Genomic DNA, 19779 nt, shown 5'->3' on the forward strand with positions numbered 1-19779 from the left:
GTCTAGAGCGGGGAGCAGGTCCGAGGTGCACGCTGCTTGCATCCCCATGGCGGGAGGGCAGCAAGGATGCGACCCTGCGGATTCGACCTTCGAGAGCGCATCGTCAAGGCGTACGAGAATGGGGCAGGATCGGTACGCGACCTGGCCGAGCAGTTCGAAGTCGCACCGAAAACCGTGCAGTCCTATCTCACGCTCTACCGGACGACCGGCAGCGTTGCGCCGCGTCCTCGCGCCAACGGGCCGCGACCGAGGATCGACGGGCAAGCCCTGGATGACCTGAGGTCGCTCGTGGCGACGTCCTCCGACGCGACCCTGGACGATTTGGCTGACCAGCTCGCGCGCCGTGATCACATCGTAGCCAGCCGCCATACCGTCGGCCGGGCGTTGCGGCGGCTGAACATCACCCGGAAAAAAAAGCGCTCCACGCAGCCGAGCGCGACACGGAAGGTGTGACAGCGGCTCGCAAGGCCTTCGCGAAGAAGCTCGCTCGACTCGATCCACAAGAGCTGGTTTTTATTGACGAATTTGGGACCAATCTGGGTATGACACGGAGGTACGCATGGGCGCCACGGGGAGTCCGTGCCCACGGTGCGGTGCCGATCAACACCGACCCCACGATCACGCTCACGATCGGGCTGGCCCTCGATGGTGCCGTCGCTCCCTTCGCGTTCGAAGGCACGACGGACGGCGTAGCCTTCCGCGCGTACGTCGAGGGACAGCTCGTCCCGGCGCTGAGGCCAGGCCAAGTCGTCATCGCAGACAACCTCGGGTCGCACCGCACGCGGGGCGTTCGCGAAGCGATCGAAGGTGCTGGCGCGAAGCTGATGTACCTGCCGCCCTACTCCCCGGACTTTTCTCCGGTCGAGAATTGTGGTTCCAAGATCAAAGAGTCGATCCGAGCGGATGCGCCTCGATCGCCCTCAGCCGTCTACAAGTCGATGGGACATGCGATCGGCGCGATCACTCCGGTGGACGCTCGCGGCTGGTTCAACCACTGCGGGTACTGTATCCCTCGGACCTGCTCCCCGCTCTAGAGCACCGAACAGGTTGAAAGTTGCCTGGATTCAATGAGTTGCGAGGCCCAGCCGAGCTGCCAGGAAGCAAGCTCCAAGGGCAAGGAATGCGGGAAAGAGAGAAACCGCAAGGGGCGCAAGGGGCGCAAGGGACCAGAGACGAGATAAACTCTTTCCTTCCCCTTGCGCCCCTTGCGCCCCTTGCGGTTTATCTTCCCTTCTGTTGATTCCTCGTGACTCCAATGTGATCGGTGCGCTAGGCGGGCGTGAGCGAAGAACGAAAGCAGCCGAGGCCCAGCTTCAAGGGGCTCCAGCTCAGCCAGGAGGACCAGCGAGCGGCGGAGGCGTCGGGAACCTACCGCACGCGACGTGCGGCGTGTAGCCAACCGCTTCCTGGAGGGCGGCGTCGAGCACGCGCTGAGCGAGGAGTCCCGGCGACGCCGCTCCAAGCTGCTCGACAGTGCGCAGACCGCGGCGCTCATCGCGATGGTCTGCGGCCCGCCGCCCGAGGGGCGGGCGCGATGGACCATCGCGTTGGTTGCCGACGAAGTCGAGCGGAGATCGAGGCCAGCCTCGTGTCCAGGGAATGCCCCGGCCGCAACCGCATCCCAACGCTCGCGGCGCTCCGAGCTCGCGTACGGCAGTGGAACGCAGCTGCAGACCGAGCTCGCCGCAAGAACAACTGGACGTTCACCGTTCGCGACGCCGAGCGAATCTTCGGATCCGACTGGTTCAACAGAATCGTGTCAGAGCACTAGAACGCGCTGTTCTGCCAGAAGCTCGACGAGAGCCACACGTCGGGGTTGAAGCCGCCGCTGGCGGGAGGCGGGGTGGTGGGAGCGCCTGCGTTGATCGTTCCCGTGAACTCGTGCGACCCGTCTCCGGGTCCGGTGGTCGTTCTGGTTTGAACGATGAAGTCATCCATGCCGTCTCCAGTGAAATCACCGCGCTTCAGGCTGAAATTGTAGAAATCCGGGAAGCGCGAGTCGACCGTGACGGGCGGGTTGAATGTGCCGGGAACCGAGGGCGTTCCCTGTTTATAGGTTTGAATGCGAAAGGCAACGCCATCCTGGTACAGGATGTCAGAGCAACCATCGCCGTTGTAGTCACCGATGAGAAGTGGCGTGTTGGAGATCGTCAGCGAGGCTTGCGTCCAGGCGTTGGCGTTGAAGTTGGGGCCGCCGACTGGCTGGGGAGTCTTCGCGGTGTAGAGGGACGCTCCCGATATGGTTTGGACGATGAAATCATCCGCACCGACGCCGTTGATGTTCCCGGCGACGAATCGCGACACGTTGGCCCCGTCAATGGTCAGAGCGGTGGTCGACCACGCCGTTGCGGTGAAGCCGCCGCTGGCGCCCGTACCCGCCGTGCCGACGTAGAGGGTGGAGCCGGTTGACGTGGTGGCGATGAAATCGGTCGCTCCGGCCCCTTCCGCGTCGAAGTTGCCGGGCGTGATTTTCACGTTGTCACGCCTGAACGCGGTGGTGGTGTTCGTCCAGACGTCGGGGTTGAAGCCGCCACTCGCGCCGCCGGTGCCCGTGCCCGTGTAGAGGTAGGAGCCGGTCGTGGTGGTGGCAATGAAGTCGGTAAAGCCGTCACCGTTAAAGTCGCCGATGGCGATGTCGAAATTGGGCGTTCCGCCGACGAGCTTGAAACTGCTGCTCGACCAGACGCTGGTGTTGAAGCCGCCGCCCGTCTTGCCGGTCCACTCGACCGTACCGGTCGCGGTCGTCACGAGCAGGTCCGTCTTGCCGTCGTGGTTGAAGTCGCCAGCGTAGAGCCGGCTGTTCGTGTAGTTCAGATCGGATCGGATCAGCGTGGAACCGGTGATGTTGAAACCGCCTGGAGATTTCCCGAGGACCTGGTAGGTGCCGAGCAAGTCGTCGACGAACATCACGTCCTCTTTGCCGTCACCGTCGTAGTCGCGACGGGTACCCCTCGAGAGGGCAGTTGCCGTGACGAGCAACGCCTCGGATTGCGTGCCGACGACTTCTTCGCCCTCCTGCTCGCTGACTTCTGCGCTGCAGCCGGTCAAGCTCGCGATGCCCACAGCGCCGATCACCAAACCCAGAACGAACTTCATGCGACGTCTCCCCGGGCGCTTCTCTTTGTGCAAGTGCGCCCCAACCAATCGCGCACCACGCGCGATCGAATGCGAACCAGGAGCAGATAGGACAAGAAAACGCGTTTCGCAACGTCAAGATGGTCGGCGCCGCTTTGAATCGTGCAGTCCGACTGTACGAGCTCATTGGCAGAACTGGCCTTATGCGATCAGGCAGGTCTTCCACGCCTGAAACGCCTGGGATTGTCGCGACGTAGCACCGAGCGGCAGGTGTCCTACCGTATAGCTGTACTCTACTGAGCTCGTCCAAACGGCCGCCGTCGCGATTCGCGGCGCGTCGTAATGGCCGGCGCACGCACCTCAGGGCAGACTTCCCCCGGCCACGTCGTCGAGCAGCGTTCCTCCCTGTCGGTTTCGGCGCCCGCTCCCGCCCGCCGAGCTGCGGTCGCTGATCGAGGGGTGAGGCGTGCTCCTGGAGCGCTCTCCGGAGCCAATCATCGGCGAGCGGATCGTCAACCTGGTCGGATCCAGTCAGATTCAGTCAAAACTGGCCGCCACCACCCACCGACTGGCCACTACCACCTTCCGACTGGCCGCCACCGCCCGCCGACTGGCCGCCACCACCTTCCGACTGGCCACCACCACCGCCCGCCGACTGGCCGCCACCACCACCACCCGCCGACTGGCCGCCACCACCACCACCCGCCGACTGGCCGCCACCACCTTCCGACTGGCCGCCACTACCTTCCGACTGGCCGCCACCACCCGCCGACTGGCCACCACTACCCTCCAAGTGGCCACCATTGCCTCCCGGCAGGTCACCAGGGCCACCACCACCCTCCAGGCCACCACCGGGGCAGCGACGGGAGAATTTCATGGAGATCACCTTATAGCAGCACATGCCGTCTCGCTGCTTCGCGCTCTCTACCGACAAGATCCGGTGGGTGCAACGTTCCTCGATCAGGTTGAGCTCCTCCACCGCCTGCTCGCGGTCCAGGCACGCCCCGAGTTCCTCGGGCCACTCGAAGCAGCGGATGTCGTCCGGGGTGAGCCAGTCGCAGCCCGGCGCTGCGATGAGGAGCGCAGCTGCGGTTGACGGGCCGACGCTCAGCAGCAGACCGGCAAGGAGGGTTCGTCGAAAGGATCGGTCGAGCAGCATGAGGTGCACCTCCAGCCCATACCCGGCCGCGTCGTCAGCACAGCGGCAAGCTCGGAACAGGGTGCCTCGTGCCGGCTGCCATCGCAACCCGGGATCACTCGCCGCGGCCGAGGAAATCCATCAGCCAGGCCATGTCCGCGCTCCGCAGCCCGCAGCAGCGATCCAGAATTCGAAAGCCTCCCGGCGAGTTATGCAGGTGGCAGCGTAAATGATGCGGATTGGAAGACGTTCGACAGTGGCTGGTGGCTAGCGCGGGGGCTCGGGCACGAACTCGGCGCCCAGCCGGAAGATCAGGAAATCCTTGATCACGTTGTCGCTGCTGTTGGGCCAGATGAACGGGCTGCCGGCGGTGCGGCTCGGGTTCCACTCGTACCACATCCACCGGGCCCCCTCGTCAATGCCGCAGACGATCGGGAACTCGTTGCCGGGCTGCGGGATGTCGCTGGCGGTGTCATTCGCCTCGCCGAACACGACATGGCCGTGCTCGGACACCTCCGTCGTCACCCAGCCGGCGCTGGTCGTCTGCGGATCCAGGCCTCCGCCGTTGCAGCGCGCGATGTGCTGGTTGATCGTCTCCAGCGTCGGCCCGTGCGAGCCGAGGTCGTAGTCCTCGCCGGTCGCGCAGACCTCCCACGCGCCGTTGCCCGTGAAGACGGGCTCCGCGCCCTCGCGAAAGAACTGGCCGATCACGCCCTGCGTCGTGGACATGTCGGCGTAGGTGATGATGTAAAGATAGTGCCCGGCGTCCGCGGACTGCGCCGGCACCGTGTACGACTCTGCCCCATGGCCGACGGGACACGAGAAGATCTCGTCGGCGAAGGGGTTCTCGATACCGCCGAAGTAATTCAGGAGCTGGTCGCCGGTCCCGTAGCCGAAGCCGTACGCGTTGTCGGCCGTGATGATGACGCTCACGTCGGTCGAGAGCCCGCTCCCCCCACCGACGCCCGCGATCTCCCCGGGGTCGTTCCCGCCATCGCCCCCCGCGCCCCCGCCGCCGGAGCCGGCCTGGGGGCCGCCGGTGCCAGCGTCCGAACACCCGGAACCATGGAGCGCAACAGCGAGAGCCAGAGCAGAAGCGAGACGTAGGTGCATTGCACCAGGATCGGCGACGGCGCGGCATGCGTAAAGCCCCCCGCCGCGGCGCCCGTTCAAGGGATCCCGGCGTCGCGCGCGCCCGCCGCGTCAATCCTCACTTGGGCTCGTCGCGCTTCCGGGACCACTTGGAGAGGTAGCGCTCTTCGAGGTCAATGAAGGCTTCGCGCATCATGGCCTCGTAGACGATGGCCTCGAGGACCCCAGGGCGCGGGGCGGGGGTCTGCTGCTGGATGAGCCCGGCCGGGACCCGCCGCGCGATCTTGTAGCTCGTGACCAGCGGCTGCGCGTCTCCGGGCAACATGAACTCCGTTTTGAAGAAGAACTTGAGCCCCATGATGATGATCTGCGGCTTCTTGCTGGCATGGGCGATCCCGGACGCCTCGACGCGATAGCTCACCACGAGGGAGGGGGAGGTCACGGTGAGCTGCTCCTCGGCGGATCCCTCGAAGGCCGGGCCCGGCTCGAAGGTGACGAGCTCCGGCTCGAACCCCCGCGCGAGCCCCTCCACCAGGGCCGCCGCGGTCCGCTTCTCCTGGGGATCGAGGCGGGTCGCATCCACGTAGCGCGTCGGCAGGGACGTGGCGCCGCTGAACATCGGGATCTTCCTGACGATATCGTCGGCGCGCTCCAGGTCCTGCGACGGAAGCCGCCGGAAGCGGACCTGGACGGCCGGGCCGCGGAGGCCCTGCGGTGTGCTCTTGGGCCCCACGCGCTCCGCGTAGGCGAGGAGCCGCCGAACGAAATCCGCGTTCTGCTCGCTCCCTTCGGGCAGCTCGCTCTTGTACCGATCGAGCGCGCGCACATAGAGCGCGTGCCTGGCGTCGTTGAACGGCTTGTCCAGGCCGTGCTTCGGGTAGCGCTCCGCGAACGCCAGCAGCGCCGCGAGCGTACCCACCTCTCGCGCCCGCTCGAGCTCCGCGGCGAGCGCGACGCGGCGGGCCGCGGCGACCTCGGCCTGGATGCCCGTCTTGGGGTGGGCGCGGAGGAAGTCGTCGATGGCCTCCACCGAGCCGTTCGCCACCGCCAGGCGCAGCTCGGCCCGTGGCAGCAGCACCTGCGAGACGACCTCCGCGTGGCCGCGGCCGCGCGTGATGTAGCTCTGGTACGCGGCCACGTCGTCGCGCTCCCGCGCCGCGGCGTACATCCGAGCGTCGCTCATCCGGTTGCGGAGGACGAAGAGCCCCAGGCCGAGGGCCACGCCGACCGCGGCTGCGAGGAGCCATGCATAGCTGTGCCACCCCGGGACCTCGCGCGAGAGCGGGATCGGCGACGCGAACGGGCTCTGGATAGCAGGCGGCTCGAATGGATCGAGCCGGCGCAGCTCGGCGGCGTCAGGCTTCGCCTTCATGCGGCTGCACGCCGCTTCAACCTCCCGGATCACGTCGCCCGAGCGCGACGGGTCCTCGAGGGGAAATGCGTGCTGCGTGCCGCCGAACGTGAGGACCACGGCGCCCCGAGGGCCAGCCGAGACGCGCGAGAGCTCCGCGAGCGAGAAGACCCGGAGCCTGTGGTCGCGCGCGTCGACCAGGTTCGCGGGGAAGACGAACAGGCCGGGCGCGAACGGCAGCGTGACGAGATCGGCGTTGTAGGCGAGCGCCCGGAGCACGCCGATGACGGTGGTCGCGGCGAGCAGCACGTAGGCGGCGGCCGCCGACGTCGGGTGGAGCGCGAAAACGCTGTTGACGTCGCCCAGGCCGGCCGCACAGAGCGCCGCCAGCAGGACGCCCGAAGCGGCGCTGACCGTGAGCCAAGCCACGATGGTGCGCCGAGTCCCGAACCGGCTGACGATCGGCACCGGCGCGAACCGCCCGCGGAACGCCTCGATCACGCCGTCCTGGATGGTACGCGGAAGCTTGTAGAAATTGATCTCGTTCATCGCGCTGCTCCCACTCGGCGCCGGAGCTCGGCGCCCTTCCACGCCTCGACCTGCCGATCGACTCTAATGCATTTCGCCCCGAGCTCCGAGTCCGGAGATGGCAACTCGTTGCAGCAGGAGTGTGCAGCAATGCATCGACTTCTGCTCCTCTGGCACTTGTGCAGTCTCGTCGGCGCTGCGGTGGGCTGCGGCGGCGACGAGCCCCGGGGGGACGGCGCGAGCGCGCCGGGGCTGGCGGCTCCGGCGCCGCCGCTTCCGGGGGCGGCGCGTCGGGCAGCAGCGGCGCCGGCTGGTGCACCTTCGAGGCCAGGAAGGCCGCTTGCCGCTGCCCATGGCGGAGTCGCTCCGCCGGTCGCGGGCGGGGCGTCACCCCGCTGTGCGCCGTGAGCGTCCTGTTGCAAATTCGCAGATCCGATCGGCATCGGTATGCGTTCCTGACGAAAGCGCTCATGCGTATCGTCTCTGCCATGAAGATCGCGGTTCTCGGGCCGGGCGCCATCGGGAGCACGTTTGCGTGGCATCTTTCGCGGGCTGGGCACGACGTCACGGTCGTGGCTCGTGGCGCGCGTCTCCGCTGGCTCGAGGGGGAGCGAGCCATCGTGCGAGGTGACGGTGAACGCGCCAGCGTGACGGTCGCCTCCTCGCTCGACGCCGCCACGCCATGGGACCTCGTGCTCGTCACGGTGCTCTCACCGCAGGTCGCGGCCGTGCTGCCGACCCTGCGCGCGAGCACGGCGCGGCGCGTGATGTTCATGTTCAACACCTTCGAGCCGCTGGAGCCGCTGCGCGAGGCCGTGGGGGCCGAGCGATTCAGCTTTGGGTTTCCGGGCGGCGTGTTCACGCTGCTCATCGACGGTCGGATTCACCCGCAGGTGCGGGCGGGCACCACGGTCGACGACGCCGAGGTAGCGGAGCTGTTCAACGCGGCCGGCGTCCCCACGGTCGTCGAGCGCGACATGCAGAGCTGGCTCCGCAGCCACGCGGCGATGGTCGCGCCGCTGATGTCGATCGGCGTGATCGTCCATGCTCGCGGCGCGGGCGTGACGTGGAAGGAAGCCGCGACCCACGCGCGCGCTTTCGCGGCCGGATTCGAGATCGTGCGCGCCCACGGCAACGCGATACTCCCGGCGGCCATCGGCATGTCGGCGAGGCTCCCCCGCGTCGTCGTGGCGGCGCTGCTCTGGATGATGAGCCGCACGAAGATGTTGAGCGATCTCGGCAGGCTCGGGACCGCGGAGCCCCGGATGCTCATCGACATGATGAACACGGCCGCTCCCCGGCTCGCGGCCCCGCTCCTGGCCATCCGGCCGTAGCGTTCAGCTCAGCCGAGCTGCCGGCGCGTCTCCGCTTCGATCTCCTTCACCACCACGCGGATTCGCGGCGTCCTCTTTGCGTCGCGATGAAATGCGAGGAAGACGTCCACGTGCGGAGGCGATGTCTCCAGATCGAGCTGCACGAGGCCGGGGAACGTCCTGGCCTGCGCCTCGCTCAGCAGGCCGATGCCCATCCCCTCCAGCACCGCTTGTTCGATGGCGATCGCGGAGTTGGAGCGGAACACAAAGCGGCTTGCGCCGTACTCGCGGAGCCACACCTGATGGGGTAGGCGATCGAGCGAGTCGTCGAAGCCGATCCATTCATGCAGCCCGGCCACGCCGCGCGGGAGCTTGGCGCCCGGGAGCCTCCGGTCGACGTAGGCGCGCGACGCGAACAGCCCGGTGCTCGCTCGCCCGAGGAATTTGGAGACGATCGACGGCGACGTGGAGCGGACGATCCGGATGCCCACGTCGGCCTCTCCGCGCGCGAGATCGGCGACGCGCGACTCCGAGATGAGCTCGACGGCCAGCGCGGCGTGCTTGGCGCGTAGCCTCGCGAGCGCCGGCACGATGGGACGCACGAAGCCTTCGGGCAGCGACACGCGCACCGTGCCCGAGACCTCTGCGTCGCCTCCATCGCGGACGAGCGATGCGAGCCCGAGCTCGAGCTCCTCGGCGAGCGCCACCAGCCGGAGCGCGTAAGCGTCGAGCCGCGTACCATCGTTGGCGCGATGTACGATGGGGCGTCCGAGCGTGCGCTCGAGCGCCTCGACGCGGCGAGCGACGGTCGAAGGCGCGACGCCGAGCGCCTTGCCGGCGGCCAGGAAGCTCTTGTCCCGATGGACCGCGAGCAAGATGCGGAGGTCGTCCCACGAGGGGGTCCTGGTCTTCATCTTCGCAAAACGACGCTCGCACGAGTTGCGGCTGCCGTCATCAGCGCGTACACCGGCACGGGGCCACGATGTTGGGCCTGGTCGGGCGAGGGCCAGGGATCGCTGGCGTGATGGCGCGATCACGGCTTCTTCGTGGGATTGGCGATCTCTCTCGCGAGGGAGCCGTTCACCTCTGCGAGCTTCTCTCCCATCCCGTCGAGCAACGCCCGGAGCTGCTCGATCCTGGCGTCGAGCACGCTCTGGATCCGCGTCGTGTCGTACTTGTGGGTGCGGATCTCCCTGGTCACGCGCTTCAGCAATGGCTGGATCGGAATGAGCTGGCTGATGTCCCCGGGCCCCCCCGGGGGCATTGCGTCGTCGAGCTCCGCGCTGATGGCGATGAGCTCGCCCTGCTTCTGGATGAAGCTGCTGTTGTAGAGGCCTTCGATCTCGGCGACCTTCTCCTCGACCTTCTTCGCGTCCGAGTAGATCGCCGCGATCTGGAAGCCGAGATCCTTGTTCGTGAACGTCTTGGTCCCGCTCGTCTGGAACACCTCGGTCCGGTAGAGCGGCGAGATGACGATCGGCGCGAACGGCTTGTCGTCCTCCTTGTTCTCCTCGTCCGCCGCGTCCAGGATCGGCGCGCACTCCTCTATGCGCGCCGCGTTGGTCTGCGACGCGCGGAGGGTCCGCGGGCGCGGCTTCGTCCCGATGTCGATCACGTCGTCGAGACAGCCGAGGAGCTTGCCCGCGGCGTCGGCGTCGGACCGGAACTGCTCGAACGTCCTGGGGATGGGCGTGAGATCGTCCTCGATGGCGTTCCGGCGCGATCCGTTGTGCTTCAGCTCTTCGTCATAGGACCTGAGGAGCTCCACATAAGCATCCTGCTCCTTCCTGTCGTCCTGCCACTTCTGCACCTGGATCGCCGCGTAGAGGCCGACGAAGACGAGGAGGAAGTCGATCGACTTGTCGATCGTCAGCTCCCAGACGTTGATGTCGATCCCCTTCTTCTCCTCGTCCTTCCCGGCCACGGGCCGCGGCGGTGACGGTTGAGACGATTCGTAGGCGGGCTGAGTCATGGCGCCTTTTACCTGTTGTTTCATTGTCTTCAGGCGACTTTTTCGCATCGCGCCGGGGACTCCGCCGGGCTCGTCGAGCCGTGCCCTCAGCGGGTGGGCGTCCGGGTCAAGCGGGGGATGAGCGGTGCTCCCGTCGCTTCGGGGGGTGGAGCGGGCTCTCTCCCGAGCGGCTCGCCGGTCACCTCGCGGAGCCAGGTGCGGACTGCCATCCTGAGCCCGAGGCCCTGCGGGAGCCGCTCGTCGATGAACCGCGACAGCTCCGCCGGCGATGCGCCCCGCTCTCGCAGGGTGATGAGCTCGAACACCTCGCGGGGCACGTCCCCCTTGAGTTGCCGCTCGACCGAGGCCAGGAGCCGCATGTCCACCGCGTCGCGGGAGGCGAGCGCCGCGAGGACCGGAGACCTGCCGGCCGCCGCGGCCCCCGGAGCGCTGGCGGAGGGGACGATCGCGACGGCGCCAGGCTGTGTGCCTGCTGCTGCCAGCGCGCCCGCGCTCTCGGGTGGCGCGCCGTTCGCGCGGGGCGGAGGGCCCTCGGCGTGCCCTTCGCGCTCTGGCAGGACCTTCGCCGGCCCGGTCGAAGGACCACACGACGACAGCGCCGCGCCGACGCCGACGAGCGCGAGCAGCGCCGTGCCGGCGGCGCCGGCCATCAGAGAGAGCGAGCTCCGGAGCTTCATGGCCTGTCTCCTTCGACGGTCGCGCCTCACGGCGCCGCGACCGTCACCTCCACCTTGGACGAGCCCACGTTGTCGAACACGTCGCGCACCTCGAGGCGGAACTGGTAGGTTCCGACGGGCGCGGGCATGGAGCCGAGCGTGACGAAGTCGTCGTCGAGCGTCATGGGCTTGCCGCTCACGGGAGACAGCGCGCCTGTCGCCGGATCCTCCGAGGCGAGGATCGGCGTGAACTGGGCGTCCGGGAGGAGCTCGCGGAGCGCGCGGATCTCGAGCGCCGCGGGATTGCCGGCCTCCTCGACCACCGCCATGGTCGCGCGCTCGCTGCCCTGCTCCACCAGCAGGGCGCAGGGCAACGCGTCCTCCTGCTCCGGCGCCGAGAGCCGCCCGAGGATGACGAAGAGATCGGGCGCCGTCTCTCCCGTGCGAGGATCCACGCCGAGCGAAGGGCCCTTCTTGACGTAGACCGGCTGGGCGTTTTCCCCCTCGCCGATCGCGAGGAGCTCGCCGTCCCATTCAAAGGGGTATTCGCCGTCGTTCTCGACCGTTCCGCTCGCCACGGCGCCATAGCGGATGAGGGCGCCCGTCTCTTCATCCTGCCGCGCCACGAACAGGAGCGCGCTGGCCGCGTCCGGATCGGTGATCTTGATCTGGAGCGTGGGGAGGCCCTTTGGATCGGTCGTGGCGTCCGAGGTGAGAGAGAAGCTCGGCGCCTGGCCGTCGTTCGCGACGGCCACCGCGTCGAGCATGGCCCCCCAGGGGACCGCCTCCTGGAAGCGCTGGGTCCGCTCCTGGTAGATGTCCGAGAGCGAGGGAGAGGCCGGCGAGTCGGCGGGCGGCGAGAGGTAGGTCGCGAAGGACGGCAGGGTGATCTGCCATCCAGCCTCCTGCGTGGTGGTGCGGAGCGAGCCCTGCGAGGTGTCGAGGATCGCGTCCTCGAGCGCCTGCCGCGCCCGCTTGGCGGCGTCGGCGAGCGTCGGGTCCGAAGAGGCCTCGAGCGCTCGGAAGAACTGGCCGCCGTCGCGGTGGAACGTCCCGCTCGGGTCGTCCACCGGGGTCGGCGCGGAGAAGCCGTAGCTCGGCAGCGAGAAGAACGAGGCGCGGGCGGCCTCCGAGGCGAGATCCGGCTTCTCCTGCAGGACGGTCGCGACGTGCTTGAGCGCATCGACATAGGCGTCGTAGCGCGTCAGGTCGACCGCCGCGTGCGACCGCAGCAGCGTATCCATGAGCTGCCCGGAGTTCTCATGATGCTTGTTCCAGAGGGCCACTTCGGAGACCGCGATGTCGGTCATGCTCGCGTCGGGGTGACGCGCGATGTAGGACAGCGTCTCGGTGTAATCCCAGCCGTCCCCGTAATCGAGCTCCGCGTTGGCGATGTAGGTTTGCGCGACGTCGCGCAGCTCGAACGCGACCTCGGTCGAGGCCATCAGGCAGGTGTCGAACGAGACGAAATCGAGCGGCCTCGCTCCGGTCAGCCCCGCCCCCTCGAGCCCCTCGCGCACCGCCCTCGCGACCGACGCGGGATCCATCCCCTTCGGCTCGGCCGTCCCGTTCTGGGTATCACCGCCGAAGCCGCCGTCCCAGCTCCCGCCGTGATCCCAGAGGATGAGCCCGTGACGCGTCGCCGGATAACGCTCGAAGGCCTTCTGGACCGCGCCCGCGAGCACGGCCGGGTCGTCCAGGTTCTGCTCGGGATCCACGCCGAGATCCTCCTCCATCGCGCCGTTGCCCGCGATCCGGAGCCACTGCGTCCCTTCCGGGAACGTCTGGCCGCTCTCGTCCAGCGCCATCGAGGCGTTGAAGTCGGCGGCGACCACGACGTGCACGTCCTCCGTCAGATCCGCGCCGCTCATCTCTTGAATGTCGTTCACGAGGCTCAGCGACAGGCTGTGATCGCCGTGGCCATAGACGAAGATGGTCCACGTCGCAGGGGGCTCATCGAGCGTCCTCTGGGGGGCCCCACCTTCGTTGATCGTGCAGCCGGCGGTCATGGCGGCGAGCGCCGCGAGCGGCAGATACGCCGTGAGCAGGGGATAGCGTCGACTCACGGTAAGATCGGTCCGATTCATGTCGTCCTCCACGAGAGCGGCCTTCGGACTCATGGCCTGGGCGTTGATAAGGGTCTGCCCATGGACACGGCTCCGCTGTCCGGCTCTTCTCCCCCTAGATGCGAAGGGCGCCCGGTTGTCGCAGGGAATTTTCAGGTCCCGGAAAAAACGCGGGGCGCTGGCGATCGGGATGCGACAAACCGGCGCTCCCCGCATCGTAGGAGGGTGGAGACCCGAGCGCGCGAGCGCGCCTCCGAGCCGCCCCTGTGCCTCTTCCTCTTGCTCTTACTCCGCCTTGAGAAAGCGATGCAGGCTGATGTCCACCTGGCTCTGCACGAGGGCCACGATGCTGTCGAGCTCCCTCACGTTCAGCCCGAGGCGAGCGCTGAGCCGGCGCCGCGTCTCTTCGTCGAGCTGCTCCCGCAGCCGGGCGATCCAGCGGGCGACGGTCGCGCGGTGAACCCGGTGCAGCGCGCCGAGCTCGTCGATGTTGAGTCCGTCGATGAAGTGCATCCGCAGGAGGTTGCGCTCGCGCGGCGAGAGCGAGGCCAGCGCCTCCTGAAACGAATCCTTGAACTCGGCGCGATAGCGGGACCGGATGTGCTCGAGCTCGGGGTGCGTCGCGGCGGGAAGATCGAGGAGAGCGTCGTCCTCCGACGCCACGGCGTCCGCCCGCTTCTCCGTGCGTTTGAGCCCGAGCGCGGTGCGCACGGCGATGACGCGGATCCAGCCTCCGAGCGGGCCGCGGCCGGCGTATTCGGCGATCGCCGGCGCGGCGCCGGCGTCGGCGACGAACAGCTTCTCGCGGACCATCTGCGCGATGTCGTCGCGGTCGGCCTCCGTGGTCGAGATGCGCGCTGCCGCAGCGAGCGCCTGGGGGAGGTGGCGCTGCTCGATCTCCGCGATCGCGGGCGCTTGCCCGAGCGCGGCGGCGCAGGCCAGGTAGAGATCGGCGGCGTGGTCCGGCGCGAGCCGGTCGACCGACCCGTCGGTCAGGTGCGCGACGTGACGCACGAACGCCGTGACGTCCACCGCCAGCTCCGGGAAAGCCTGCCGCCCCGCTTCGAACATGCCCGCGAGCGTCGCGTCGAGCTCCGGGCCGCCACCCCCGCCGTCGTTCTCCCCGGAATCCCCGGAAGCGGCGGTCAGAAACAGGCTCGAGAGGCTTGGCGACGGGCGCACAAGGAAGGATGTCGACGCCGCGGTGCGGCGGGTCGGGGGAGCCATGCGGTAGCCTACACGACGGCGTTTTCTTCGACAAGCACCGTCGATTCCCGCCACTGCCCTGCTCGCGACGTGCGATGACGGAGGGCGGTCGCGCGATGCAATGCCTGAGCGATACAGCGCTTATCGGGTTCGTCCAGGGGCAGAGTTCGGGCAATGCCGCGCTGGAGATCGAGGAGCATATCGACGCCTGCGCGTCCTGCCGCAGGCAGCTCGCCAAGGCCACGCGGGCGCTGCTCGCGCCCGACGGCGAGACCGTGCCTCACGACCCGCTCGCGGAGGCGCCCGCGCAGCCGCGCGGCACCAGCGTTGGCCGTTACCTGCTGCTGGATCGCATCGGGCGCGGCGGGATGGGCGTTGTCTACTCGGCGTTCGATCCAGAGCTCGACCGCAAGGTCGCGATCAAGCTCCTCCTCCGCGGCTCCGGCGAGCGCCCCGCGCAGGAGCTGCAGGCCCGCCTCCGGCGCGAGGCGCGGGCGATGGCGCGCCTTGCCCACCCGAACGTGATCGCCGTCCACGACGTCGGGACCTTCGAGGGCGAGCTGTTCATCGCCATGGAGTTCGTCGGCGGTGGCACGCTCGGCGAGTGGCTGCGCAAAGAGCGCCGCCCGATACGCGAGGTGCTCGCGGTCTTCCGCCGGGCGGGACGGGGCCTCGCCGCGGCGCACGCGGCAGGCATCGTTCATCGCGACTTCAAGCCGGAGAACGTCCTGATGGGCACCGACGGCCGGGTGCGCGTCACCGACTTCGGGCTGGCGCGGGAATCCCTCGTTGAAACAACGGAAGTGGTCGGAGGGGCCGGCGAGGACGAGCGGGTCGAGGAGGGGCGCGAGGCGCCGGCGGGCCAGCGCGGCGCGGGCGCTGGGAGGCCCTCGCTGACCCAGAGCGGGATGTTGCTCGGCACGCCCGCGTACATGGCGCCGGAGCAGCACCTCCACCGTCCGGTCGACGCCCGGACCGATCAGTTCGCGTTCTCGGTCGCGGTCTACGAGGCGATTTACGGGGAGCATCCGTTCGGCCCGAGGAACCACGAGCAGCTCCGGAGCGCGGTCCTCGCGGGGCGCGTGCGCCCGCCGCCCAAGGGGGCGCGCGTGCCCCTCCACGTCCGCCGAGCGCTCGTGCGCGGCCTCGCGGTGTCGCCCGAGGCGCGGTACCCGTCGATGGATGCGCTGCTGGCCGACCTCGATCGGGCGCCGCGCCGCCTGCTCGCGCGCGCCGCGATCGCCCTCGGGGGAGCGGCCGTGATCGCCGCGGCGGTCGTCGGCGCGCGCCGGGGCGGCGAGCCGCCGGCGCCGCTCTGCCGGGGCGCCCAGAGGAAGCTCGCGGGCGTGTGGGACGACGGCGCGCGGCAGCAGGTGCGCGAGGCGTTCCTCGCGACGGGCAAGCCCTTCGCCGCCGACGCACTGCGGGAGGCGACGCGCGCGCTCGACGGCTACACCGGCGCGTGGGCGCAGATGCACACGGAAGCGTGCGAGGCGACCCGGCTCCGCGGCGAACAGTCGGAGGCGCTGCTCGACCTGCGCATGGCCTGCCTGCAGCACCGGCTCGACGAGGCAGGGGCCCTGGTCCGGCTCTTCGTGGAGCGCGCCCCCGAGTCGGTGGAGCACGCGGCCGAGGCGTCGCGCCGCCTCTCGAGCCTCGACGCCTGCGCGGACGCTGCGTCGCTGACCAGCCCGATCCGCAAGACCACCGATCCGGCGCTCCGCGCGCGGATCGAGGCGGTGCAGGGCAAGCTCGCCGAGGGGAAGGTCGCCAAGCTCGCCGGAGCGCCGGCGAAGGCCCTCGAGATCGCGCAGTCCGCGAGCGCCGAGGCCGCAGCGATAGGCGATCTCCCGCTGAAGGCGGAGGCGCTGTTCCTGCTCGGGGACGTGCAGCGGCTCCTAGAGCAGGCGGTCGACGCCGAGCGCGCCTACGCCGAGGCGCTGTGGGCGGCGGAGGCGAGCCACCATGACGCCGCCGCCGCGGCGATCTGGCCCTGGTTCCTCTCCGCGAGCGGTCACACCCTGCGGCCCGAGGAGCTCGCGCGCCTGACGCGCCACGCCGAGGCGGCGCTCCAGCGCGTCGGGAGCCCCAGCGACCGCGCGGCCGAGCTGCGCCTCGTCATGGGCGACATCGCGCTGAGCGAATATCGCCTCGACGACGCCCTGGAGAGCTTCATCACCGCGCGTGCTCTCCTCGAGGCGCGCTTCGGGGCCGGCGATCTGAGCCTGTGCAACGCGCTCCAGGGCATCGGCCACGTCCATTTCGCGCGTGGCGAGACCTCCCGCGCGATCGACGTCTACGCCGAGGCGCTCGCGCTCGCGGAGAACGTCCTCGGGCCGGAGCACCCCAGGGTGGGCGACATGCTCGACAACCTCGGCAACGCCGAGGATGAGATCGGCCATTACGATAAAGCGATCGCGCTCTTCCGCCGGAGCTCGTCGATCATGGAGAAGTCCTTCGGGCGAGCGAGCATGGACGCCTCCTTTCACACCAACAACAACCTCGCAGGCGCGCTGTACCACGCTGGCCAGTTCGGCGAGGCGATGGCGTTGATGACTCACAACGTCCAGAGCGCCAGGGCTTTCCTGGCGCCGACCGATGCGCGCTACCTGACGATGGCCACCAACCTCGGTGCGGCCCTCTGGCGCCGGGGTCGGGTCGACGAGGGGCTCTCCATGTGCCGCCGGGCCCTCTCGACCATCGAAGAGAGCCGCGGCCCTGAGAGCGCCGACGCCATGCTGCCCCTCTACTGCATCGGCGGCGCCCTGCTCCGGACGGGCAAGGCGCGGGAGGGCCTGCGCGCCTTCGAGCGGATGCGCACGATCGCGGAGAAGGCGCTCGATCCCGACGACGTGAGCGCCGCGGCTCCGCTGATCGGCGTCGGCCAGGCCCGGCTCGCGCTCGGCGACGCGACCGGGGCGCTTGTGCCGCTGGAACGCGCGGTCGCCCTCCGAGAGGCCAGCGAGTGCGACCCGCGCGATCTCGCGGAGTCGCGCTTCGCGCTGGGCAAGGCGCTGGTCGCGGCGAGGCGGGAGCCCGAGCGCGCCCGGAGGCTGGTGGAGGCGGCGCTCGGCGCCTACCGGGAGAGCGGCCCGGGCGCCACGGACGAGATCGCCGAGATCGAGGGCTGGATGCGACGCCAGCGCTGGTGAGCCAGCGGGCTCCCGGGGTGGGGATGGGTCATCCGGTCGTCTGCCAGCTCGAGCTCGCCGCCATTCCGTGAGCGGCCGCAAAGCCGCGATCGATCAGCGCGATGAACGCAGCGTTCGCCTTCTTCGCCGAGCCTCCGCGCTCGAACACGCGGATCGCTTCGCCGTAAGCCGTGCGCCACGTCAGCACGACCATGCCGGCGACGAGCCGCGCGAGGCCATCGGGCTTCGGACCAGCGAGCTCGACCGCGAGCCCCTCGACCACCTCGTCCCCGATCTCGCGGAGGCGCGCCTTGAGCGACGGGCTCGCCGCAACGACGCGCTGCCAGCCGACCGTCTGGCTGTCGATGCGAGCGAACGGGTGCTTCTGCTCGCACAGCCTGTCGACGAGGCGGCGGAGCGCGTCGATCGGCGACTGCCCTTGCGGCCTCTCGCCGATGGCCTCGCGCAAGAGCAGCTTCACCTCGTCCTCGCGATCCAGGAGGAGGTCCTCCTTGCGCGCGAAGTAGTTGAACACCGTCATCTTGGAGACATTGGCGGCGGCGGCGATCTCTTCGACCGTCACCGCGTCGAAGCCGCGCGCGAAGAACATCGCCGTCGCGACGTCGGAGATCCGCTGCCTGGTCTCGCGCTTCTTGCTTTCGCGGAGCTCGCCCATGGAGCAGATATTATACCGAGATAAAAATTTTGTCTTGCACAAAGTTTTACCGAATATAATATTCACGGCATGACTCACGACGTGGTCATCGTAGGCGCTGGCCCGGTCGGGCTTTTCCTCTCGATCGAGCTCGCGACCGCGGGCGTGAAGCCGCTCGTGCTGGAGCGGCTCGTGGAGCCCGATCGCACGATCAAGGCCGCCGGGGTGGGCGCGGCGGCAGCCGAGGCGCTGGAGCGACGCGGGCTCGCGCGTGCGCTCGACGACGAGCGCCGCGCCACCATGGCGCGGATGATGCCGGCGCTGAAGGCGCGCTTCGGACCTGGACCGATGAAGCGGCCGGGAGGCCATTTTTCTGGAATGTTCTTGATTGACCAGGACCTCCAGCGCGACCCGGAGCGCCACATGCGTCTCGTGCCGCAAGAGGCGCTCGAGAAGATCTTGACCGCGCGCGCGACGGAGCTCGGGATCGAAATCCGTCGCGGCGTCACGGTGGAAGGTTTCGAGTGGGACAACGATGGCGTGACCGTGCAGGCGAGCGCGGGCCCGCTGAGGGCGAAGTACCTCGTCGGCTGCGACGGCGGCCGGAGCCGCGTGCGCAAGCTCGCCGGCTTCGAGTTCCCGGGCACGGATCCGACCATCACCGGCTATCAGGCTGTCGTCGAGCTCGATGTGCCCGAGAAGCTCGCGACGGGTTGGCATCGAACGCCGCGCGGCCTCGTCGCGTCCGGACCGATGCCGGGTCGCGTCTTCACGGCGGAGTTCAACGGGCCGCCGCCCAATCGGGATGCGCCGATCACGCAGGCCGAGGTCGAGGCGGCGATCCAGCGCGTGAGCGGCACCGACGTCAAGATCCTGTCGATGACGATGGCGACGCGCTGGACCGATCACGCGCGGCAAGCAACGACCTACCGGATGGGCCGCGTCTTTCTCGCCGGTGACGCCGCGCACGTCCACTCGCCCTTCGGCGGCCAAGGCTTGAACCTCGGCCTCGTCGACGCCGCGAACCTGGGCTTCAAGCTCGCAGCGGCGGTGAAGGGGCGCGAGCATCTCCTCGACTCGTACACCGCCGAGCGCCATCCCGTCGGTGCGCGCGTCCTCGAAAATACCCGCGCGCAAGTCGCGCTCATGCGTCCTGACCCGCTCACGAGCGCGCTCCGCGCCATCGTGAGCGACCTGATGAAGCTGCCCGAAGGCAATCGCTACTTCGGCGAGATGCTCACGGGCGTCGGCGTTCGTTACGACCTCGGTGACGACGACCCGCTCGTCGGCACGCTCGCGAAGGATCAGCTCCTCACGCTCACCGACGGCAGCGAAGAGCGGCTCTATGTGCTGATGGAGAACGGCGGCGGCCTCTTCATCTCGCCTTCGGAACGGTCACTCCCGCGAGGCGTGCACCATGCACGCACCGAAGGCGGCCCGTCGATGCTCGTCCGTCCCGACGGCTGCATCGCGTGGACAGGCGCGTCGTCGAGATCGCTCGACGACGCGCTCGCGCGCTGGTTCTGAATCAGAGCGACGCGCCCGTCGCCGAGCCGCCGCCACCATCGTTCGGTGGCTCGACGTTGACGAACGACT

General features: G+C 68.9%; 16 protein-coding genes. 7 read left to right on the plus strand and 9 right to left on the minus strand.

Translation table 11 applies throughout. The annotated features are described in order from the left end of the window. Positions 1-66: 66 nt before the first annotated feature. From WME79_RS06950 to WME79_RS06960, 3 genes are all read left to right on the plus strand, one after another. Positions 67-453, plus strand: a complete 387-nt coding sequence (locus WME79_RS06950) for a helix-turn-helix domain-containing protein (protein WP_437533594.1) — start codon at positions 67-69, stop codon at positions 451-453. After that, entirely contained in the window at positions 450-1034 is a 585-nt protein-coding gene (locus WME79_RS06955; protein ID WP_437521138.1) for an IS630 family transposase, read from the plus strand. The genes WME79_RS06950 and WME79_RS06955 overlap by 4 nt, the downstream gene beginning before the upstream one ends. A 348-nt stretch (positions 1035-1382) precedes the next feature. Continuing rightward, a complete protein-coding gene (locus WME79_RS06960; protein WP_437533597.1) occupies positions 1383-1820 on the plus strand; it encodes a helix-turn-helix domain-containing protein in 438 nt (145 codons plus the stop codon). Here WME79_RS06960 and WME79_RS06965 read toward each other — a convergent pair. Beyond that, positions 1768-3096: an FG-GAP repeat domain-containing protein gene (locus tag WME79_RS06965; protein WP_437533599.1), complete on the minus strand. Its 1329-nt coding sequence runs from the start codon at positions 3094-3096 to the stop codon at positions 1768-1770. The two genes, WME79_RS06960 and WME79_RS06965, sit on opposite strands and share 53 nt — an antisense overlap. A 445-nt stretch (positions 3097-3541) precedes the next feature. Between WME79_RS06965 and WME79_RS06970 the strand changes: the two genes are divergently transcribed. Beyond that, entirely contained in the window at positions 3542-4171 is a 630-nt protein-coding gene (locus WME79_RS06970; RefSeq protein WP_437533602.1) for a hypothetical protein, read from the plus strand. A gap of 309 nt (positions 4172-4480) precedes the next feature. Here WME79_RS06970 and WME79_RS06975 read toward each other — a convergent pair whose 3' ends face one another. Next, positions 4481-5326: a hypothetical protein gene (locus WME79_RS06975; protein ID WP_437533605.1), complete on the minus strand. Its 846-nt coding sequence runs from the start codon at positions 5324-5326 to the stop codon at positions 4481-4483. 97 nt (positions 5327-5423) lie between these two features. After that, positions 5424-7205 carry a hypothetical protein gene (locus WME79_RS06980; RefSeq protein ID WP_437533608.1) on the minus strand — a complete coding sequence of 594 codons (1782 nt, stop codon included), beginning with the start codon at positions 7203-7205 and terminating at the stop codon, positions 5424-5426. Between the two features lie 467 nt (positions 7206-7672). Here WME79_RS06980 and WME79_RS06985 point away from each other — a divergent pair, with 467 nt between their 5' ends. Beyond that, positions 7673-8518 (plus strand): ketopantoate reductase family protein, encoded by an 846-nt coding sequence (locus WME79_RS06985; RefSeq protein WP_437539788.1) that lies wholly within the window; start codon positions 7673-7675, stop codon positions 8516-8518. An 8-nt stretch (positions 8519-8526) separates the two neighbouring features. On the opposite strand, the gene WME79_RS06990 is transcribed toward WME79_RS06985, so the two are convergent. The 5 genes from WME79_RS06990 to WME79_RS07010 form a co-directional block, all read right to left on the minus strand. Next, positions 8527-9411: a LysR family transcriptional regulator gene (locus WME79_RS06990; RefSeq protein WP_437533611.1), complete on the minus strand. Its 885-nt coding sequence runs from the start codon at positions 9409-9411 to the stop codon at positions 8527-8529. A gap of 119 nt (positions 9412-9530) precedes the next feature. Further along, positions 9531-10469 carry a hypothetical protein gene (locus WME79_RS06995; protein ID WP_437533613.1) on the minus strand — a complete coding sequence of 313 codons (939 nt, stop codon included), beginning with the start codon at positions 10467-10469 and terminating at the stop codon, positions 9531-9533. 86 nt (positions 10470-10555) lie between these two features. Further along, complete coding sequence (locus WME79_RS07000; protein WP_437533616.1) at positions 10556-11146, minus strand: hypothetical protein; 591 nt, start codon at positions 11144-11146, stop codon at positions 10556-10558. 26 nt (positions 11147-11172) lie between these two features. Continuing rightward, on the minus strand, positions 11173-13212 hold the full coding sequence (locus WME79_RS07005; protein WP_437533619.1) for a clostripain-related cysteine peptidase: 2040 nt from the start codon (positions 13210-13212) through the stop codon (positions 11173-11175). A gap of 264 nt (positions 13213-13476) precedes the next feature. Next, positions 13477-14418 carry a sigma-70 family RNA polymerase sigma factor gene (locus WME79_RS07010; protein ID WP_437533622.1) on the minus strand — a complete coding sequence of 314 codons (942 nt, stop codon included), beginning with the start codon at positions 14416-14418 and terminating at the stop codon, positions 13477-13479. 95 nt (positions 14419-14513) lie between these two features. Here WME79_RS07010 and WME79_RS07015 point away from each other — a divergent pair, with 95 nt between their 5' ends. Continuing rightward, positions 14514-17549: a protein kinase domain-containing protein gene (locus WME79_RS07015; RefSeq protein ID WP_437533625.1), complete on the plus strand. Its 3036-nt coding sequence runs from the start codon at positions 14514-14516 to the stop codon at positions 17547-17549. A gap of 28 nt (positions 17550-17577) precedes the next feature. Here WME79_RS07015 and WME79_RS07020 read toward each other — a convergent pair whose 3' ends face one another. Next, positions 17578-18282 carry a TetR/AcrR family transcriptional regulator gene (locus WME79_RS07020; RefSeq protein WP_437533627.1) on the minus strand — a complete coding sequence of 235 codons (705 nt, stop codon included), beginning with the start codon at positions 18280-18282 and terminating at the stop codon, positions 17578-17580. On the opposite strand from WME79_RS07020, the gene WME79_RS07025 reads away from it, so the two are divergent. Further along, complete coding sequence (locus tag WME79_RS07025) at positions 18274-19710, plus strand: FAD-dependent monooxygenase (RefSeq protein ID WP_437533630.1); 1437 nt, start codon at positions 18274-18276, stop codon at positions 19708-19710. The genes WME79_RS07020 and WME79_RS07025 overlap by 9 nt on opposite strands. The last annotated feature ends 69 nt before the right edge of the window (positions 19711-19779 follow it).

The organism is Sorangium sp. So ce726 (genome assembly GCF_051521405.1).
In the GTDB taxonomy this organism is placed as follows: Bacteria; Myxococcota_A; Polyangia; order Polyangiales; family Polyangiaceae; genus Sorangium.

Coding starts and splice junctions, on each gene's coding strand:
- WME79_RS06950 (WP_437533594.1), top strand. CDS start 67: ATGCGACCCTGCGGATTCGACCTTCGAGAGCGCATCGTCAAGGCGTAC.
- WME79_RS06965 (WP_437533599.1), bottom strand. CDS start 3,096: ATGAAGTTCGTTCTGGGTTTGGTGATCGGCGCTGTGGGCATCGCGAGC.
- WME79_RS06975 (WP_437533605.1), bottom strand. CDS start 5,326: ATGCACCTACGTCTCGCTTCTGCTCTGGCTCTCGCTGTTGCGCTCCAT.
- WME79_RS06980 (WP_437533608.1), bottom strand. CDS start 7,205: ATGAACGAGATCAATTTCTACAAGCTTCCGCGTACCATCCAGGACGGC.
- WME79_RS06985 (WP_437539788.1), top strand. CDS start 7,673: ATGAAGATCGCGGTTCTCGGGCCGGGCGCCATCGGGAGCACGTTTGCG.
- WME79_RS06990 (WP_437533611.1), bottom strand. CDS start 9,411: ATGAAGACCAGGACCCCCTCGTGGGACGACCTCCGCATCTTGCTCGCG.
- WME79_RS06995 (WP_437533613.1), bottom strand. CDS start 10,469: ATGACTCAGCCCGCCTACGAATCGTCTCAACCGTCACCGCCGCGGCCC.
- WME79_RS07000 (WP_437533616.1), bottom strand. CDS start 11,146: ATGAAGCTCCGGAGCTCGCTCTCTCTGATGGCCGGCGCCGCCGGCACG.
- WME79_RS07005 (WP_437533619.1), bottom strand. CDS start 13,212: ATGAATCGGACCGATCTTACCGTGAGTCGACGCTATCCCCTGCTCACG.
- WME79_RS07010 (WP_437533622.1), bottom strand. CDS start 14,418: ATGGCTCCCCCGACCCGCCGCACCGCGGCGTCGACATCCTTCCTTGTG.
- WME79_RS07015 (WP_437533625.1), top strand. CDS start 14,514: ATGCAATGCCTGAGCGATACAGCGCTTATCGGGTTCGTCCAGGGGCAG.
- WME79_RS07025 (WP_437533630.1), top strand. CDS start 18,274: ATGACTCACGACGTGGTCATCGTAGGCGCTGGCCCGGTCGGGCTTTTC.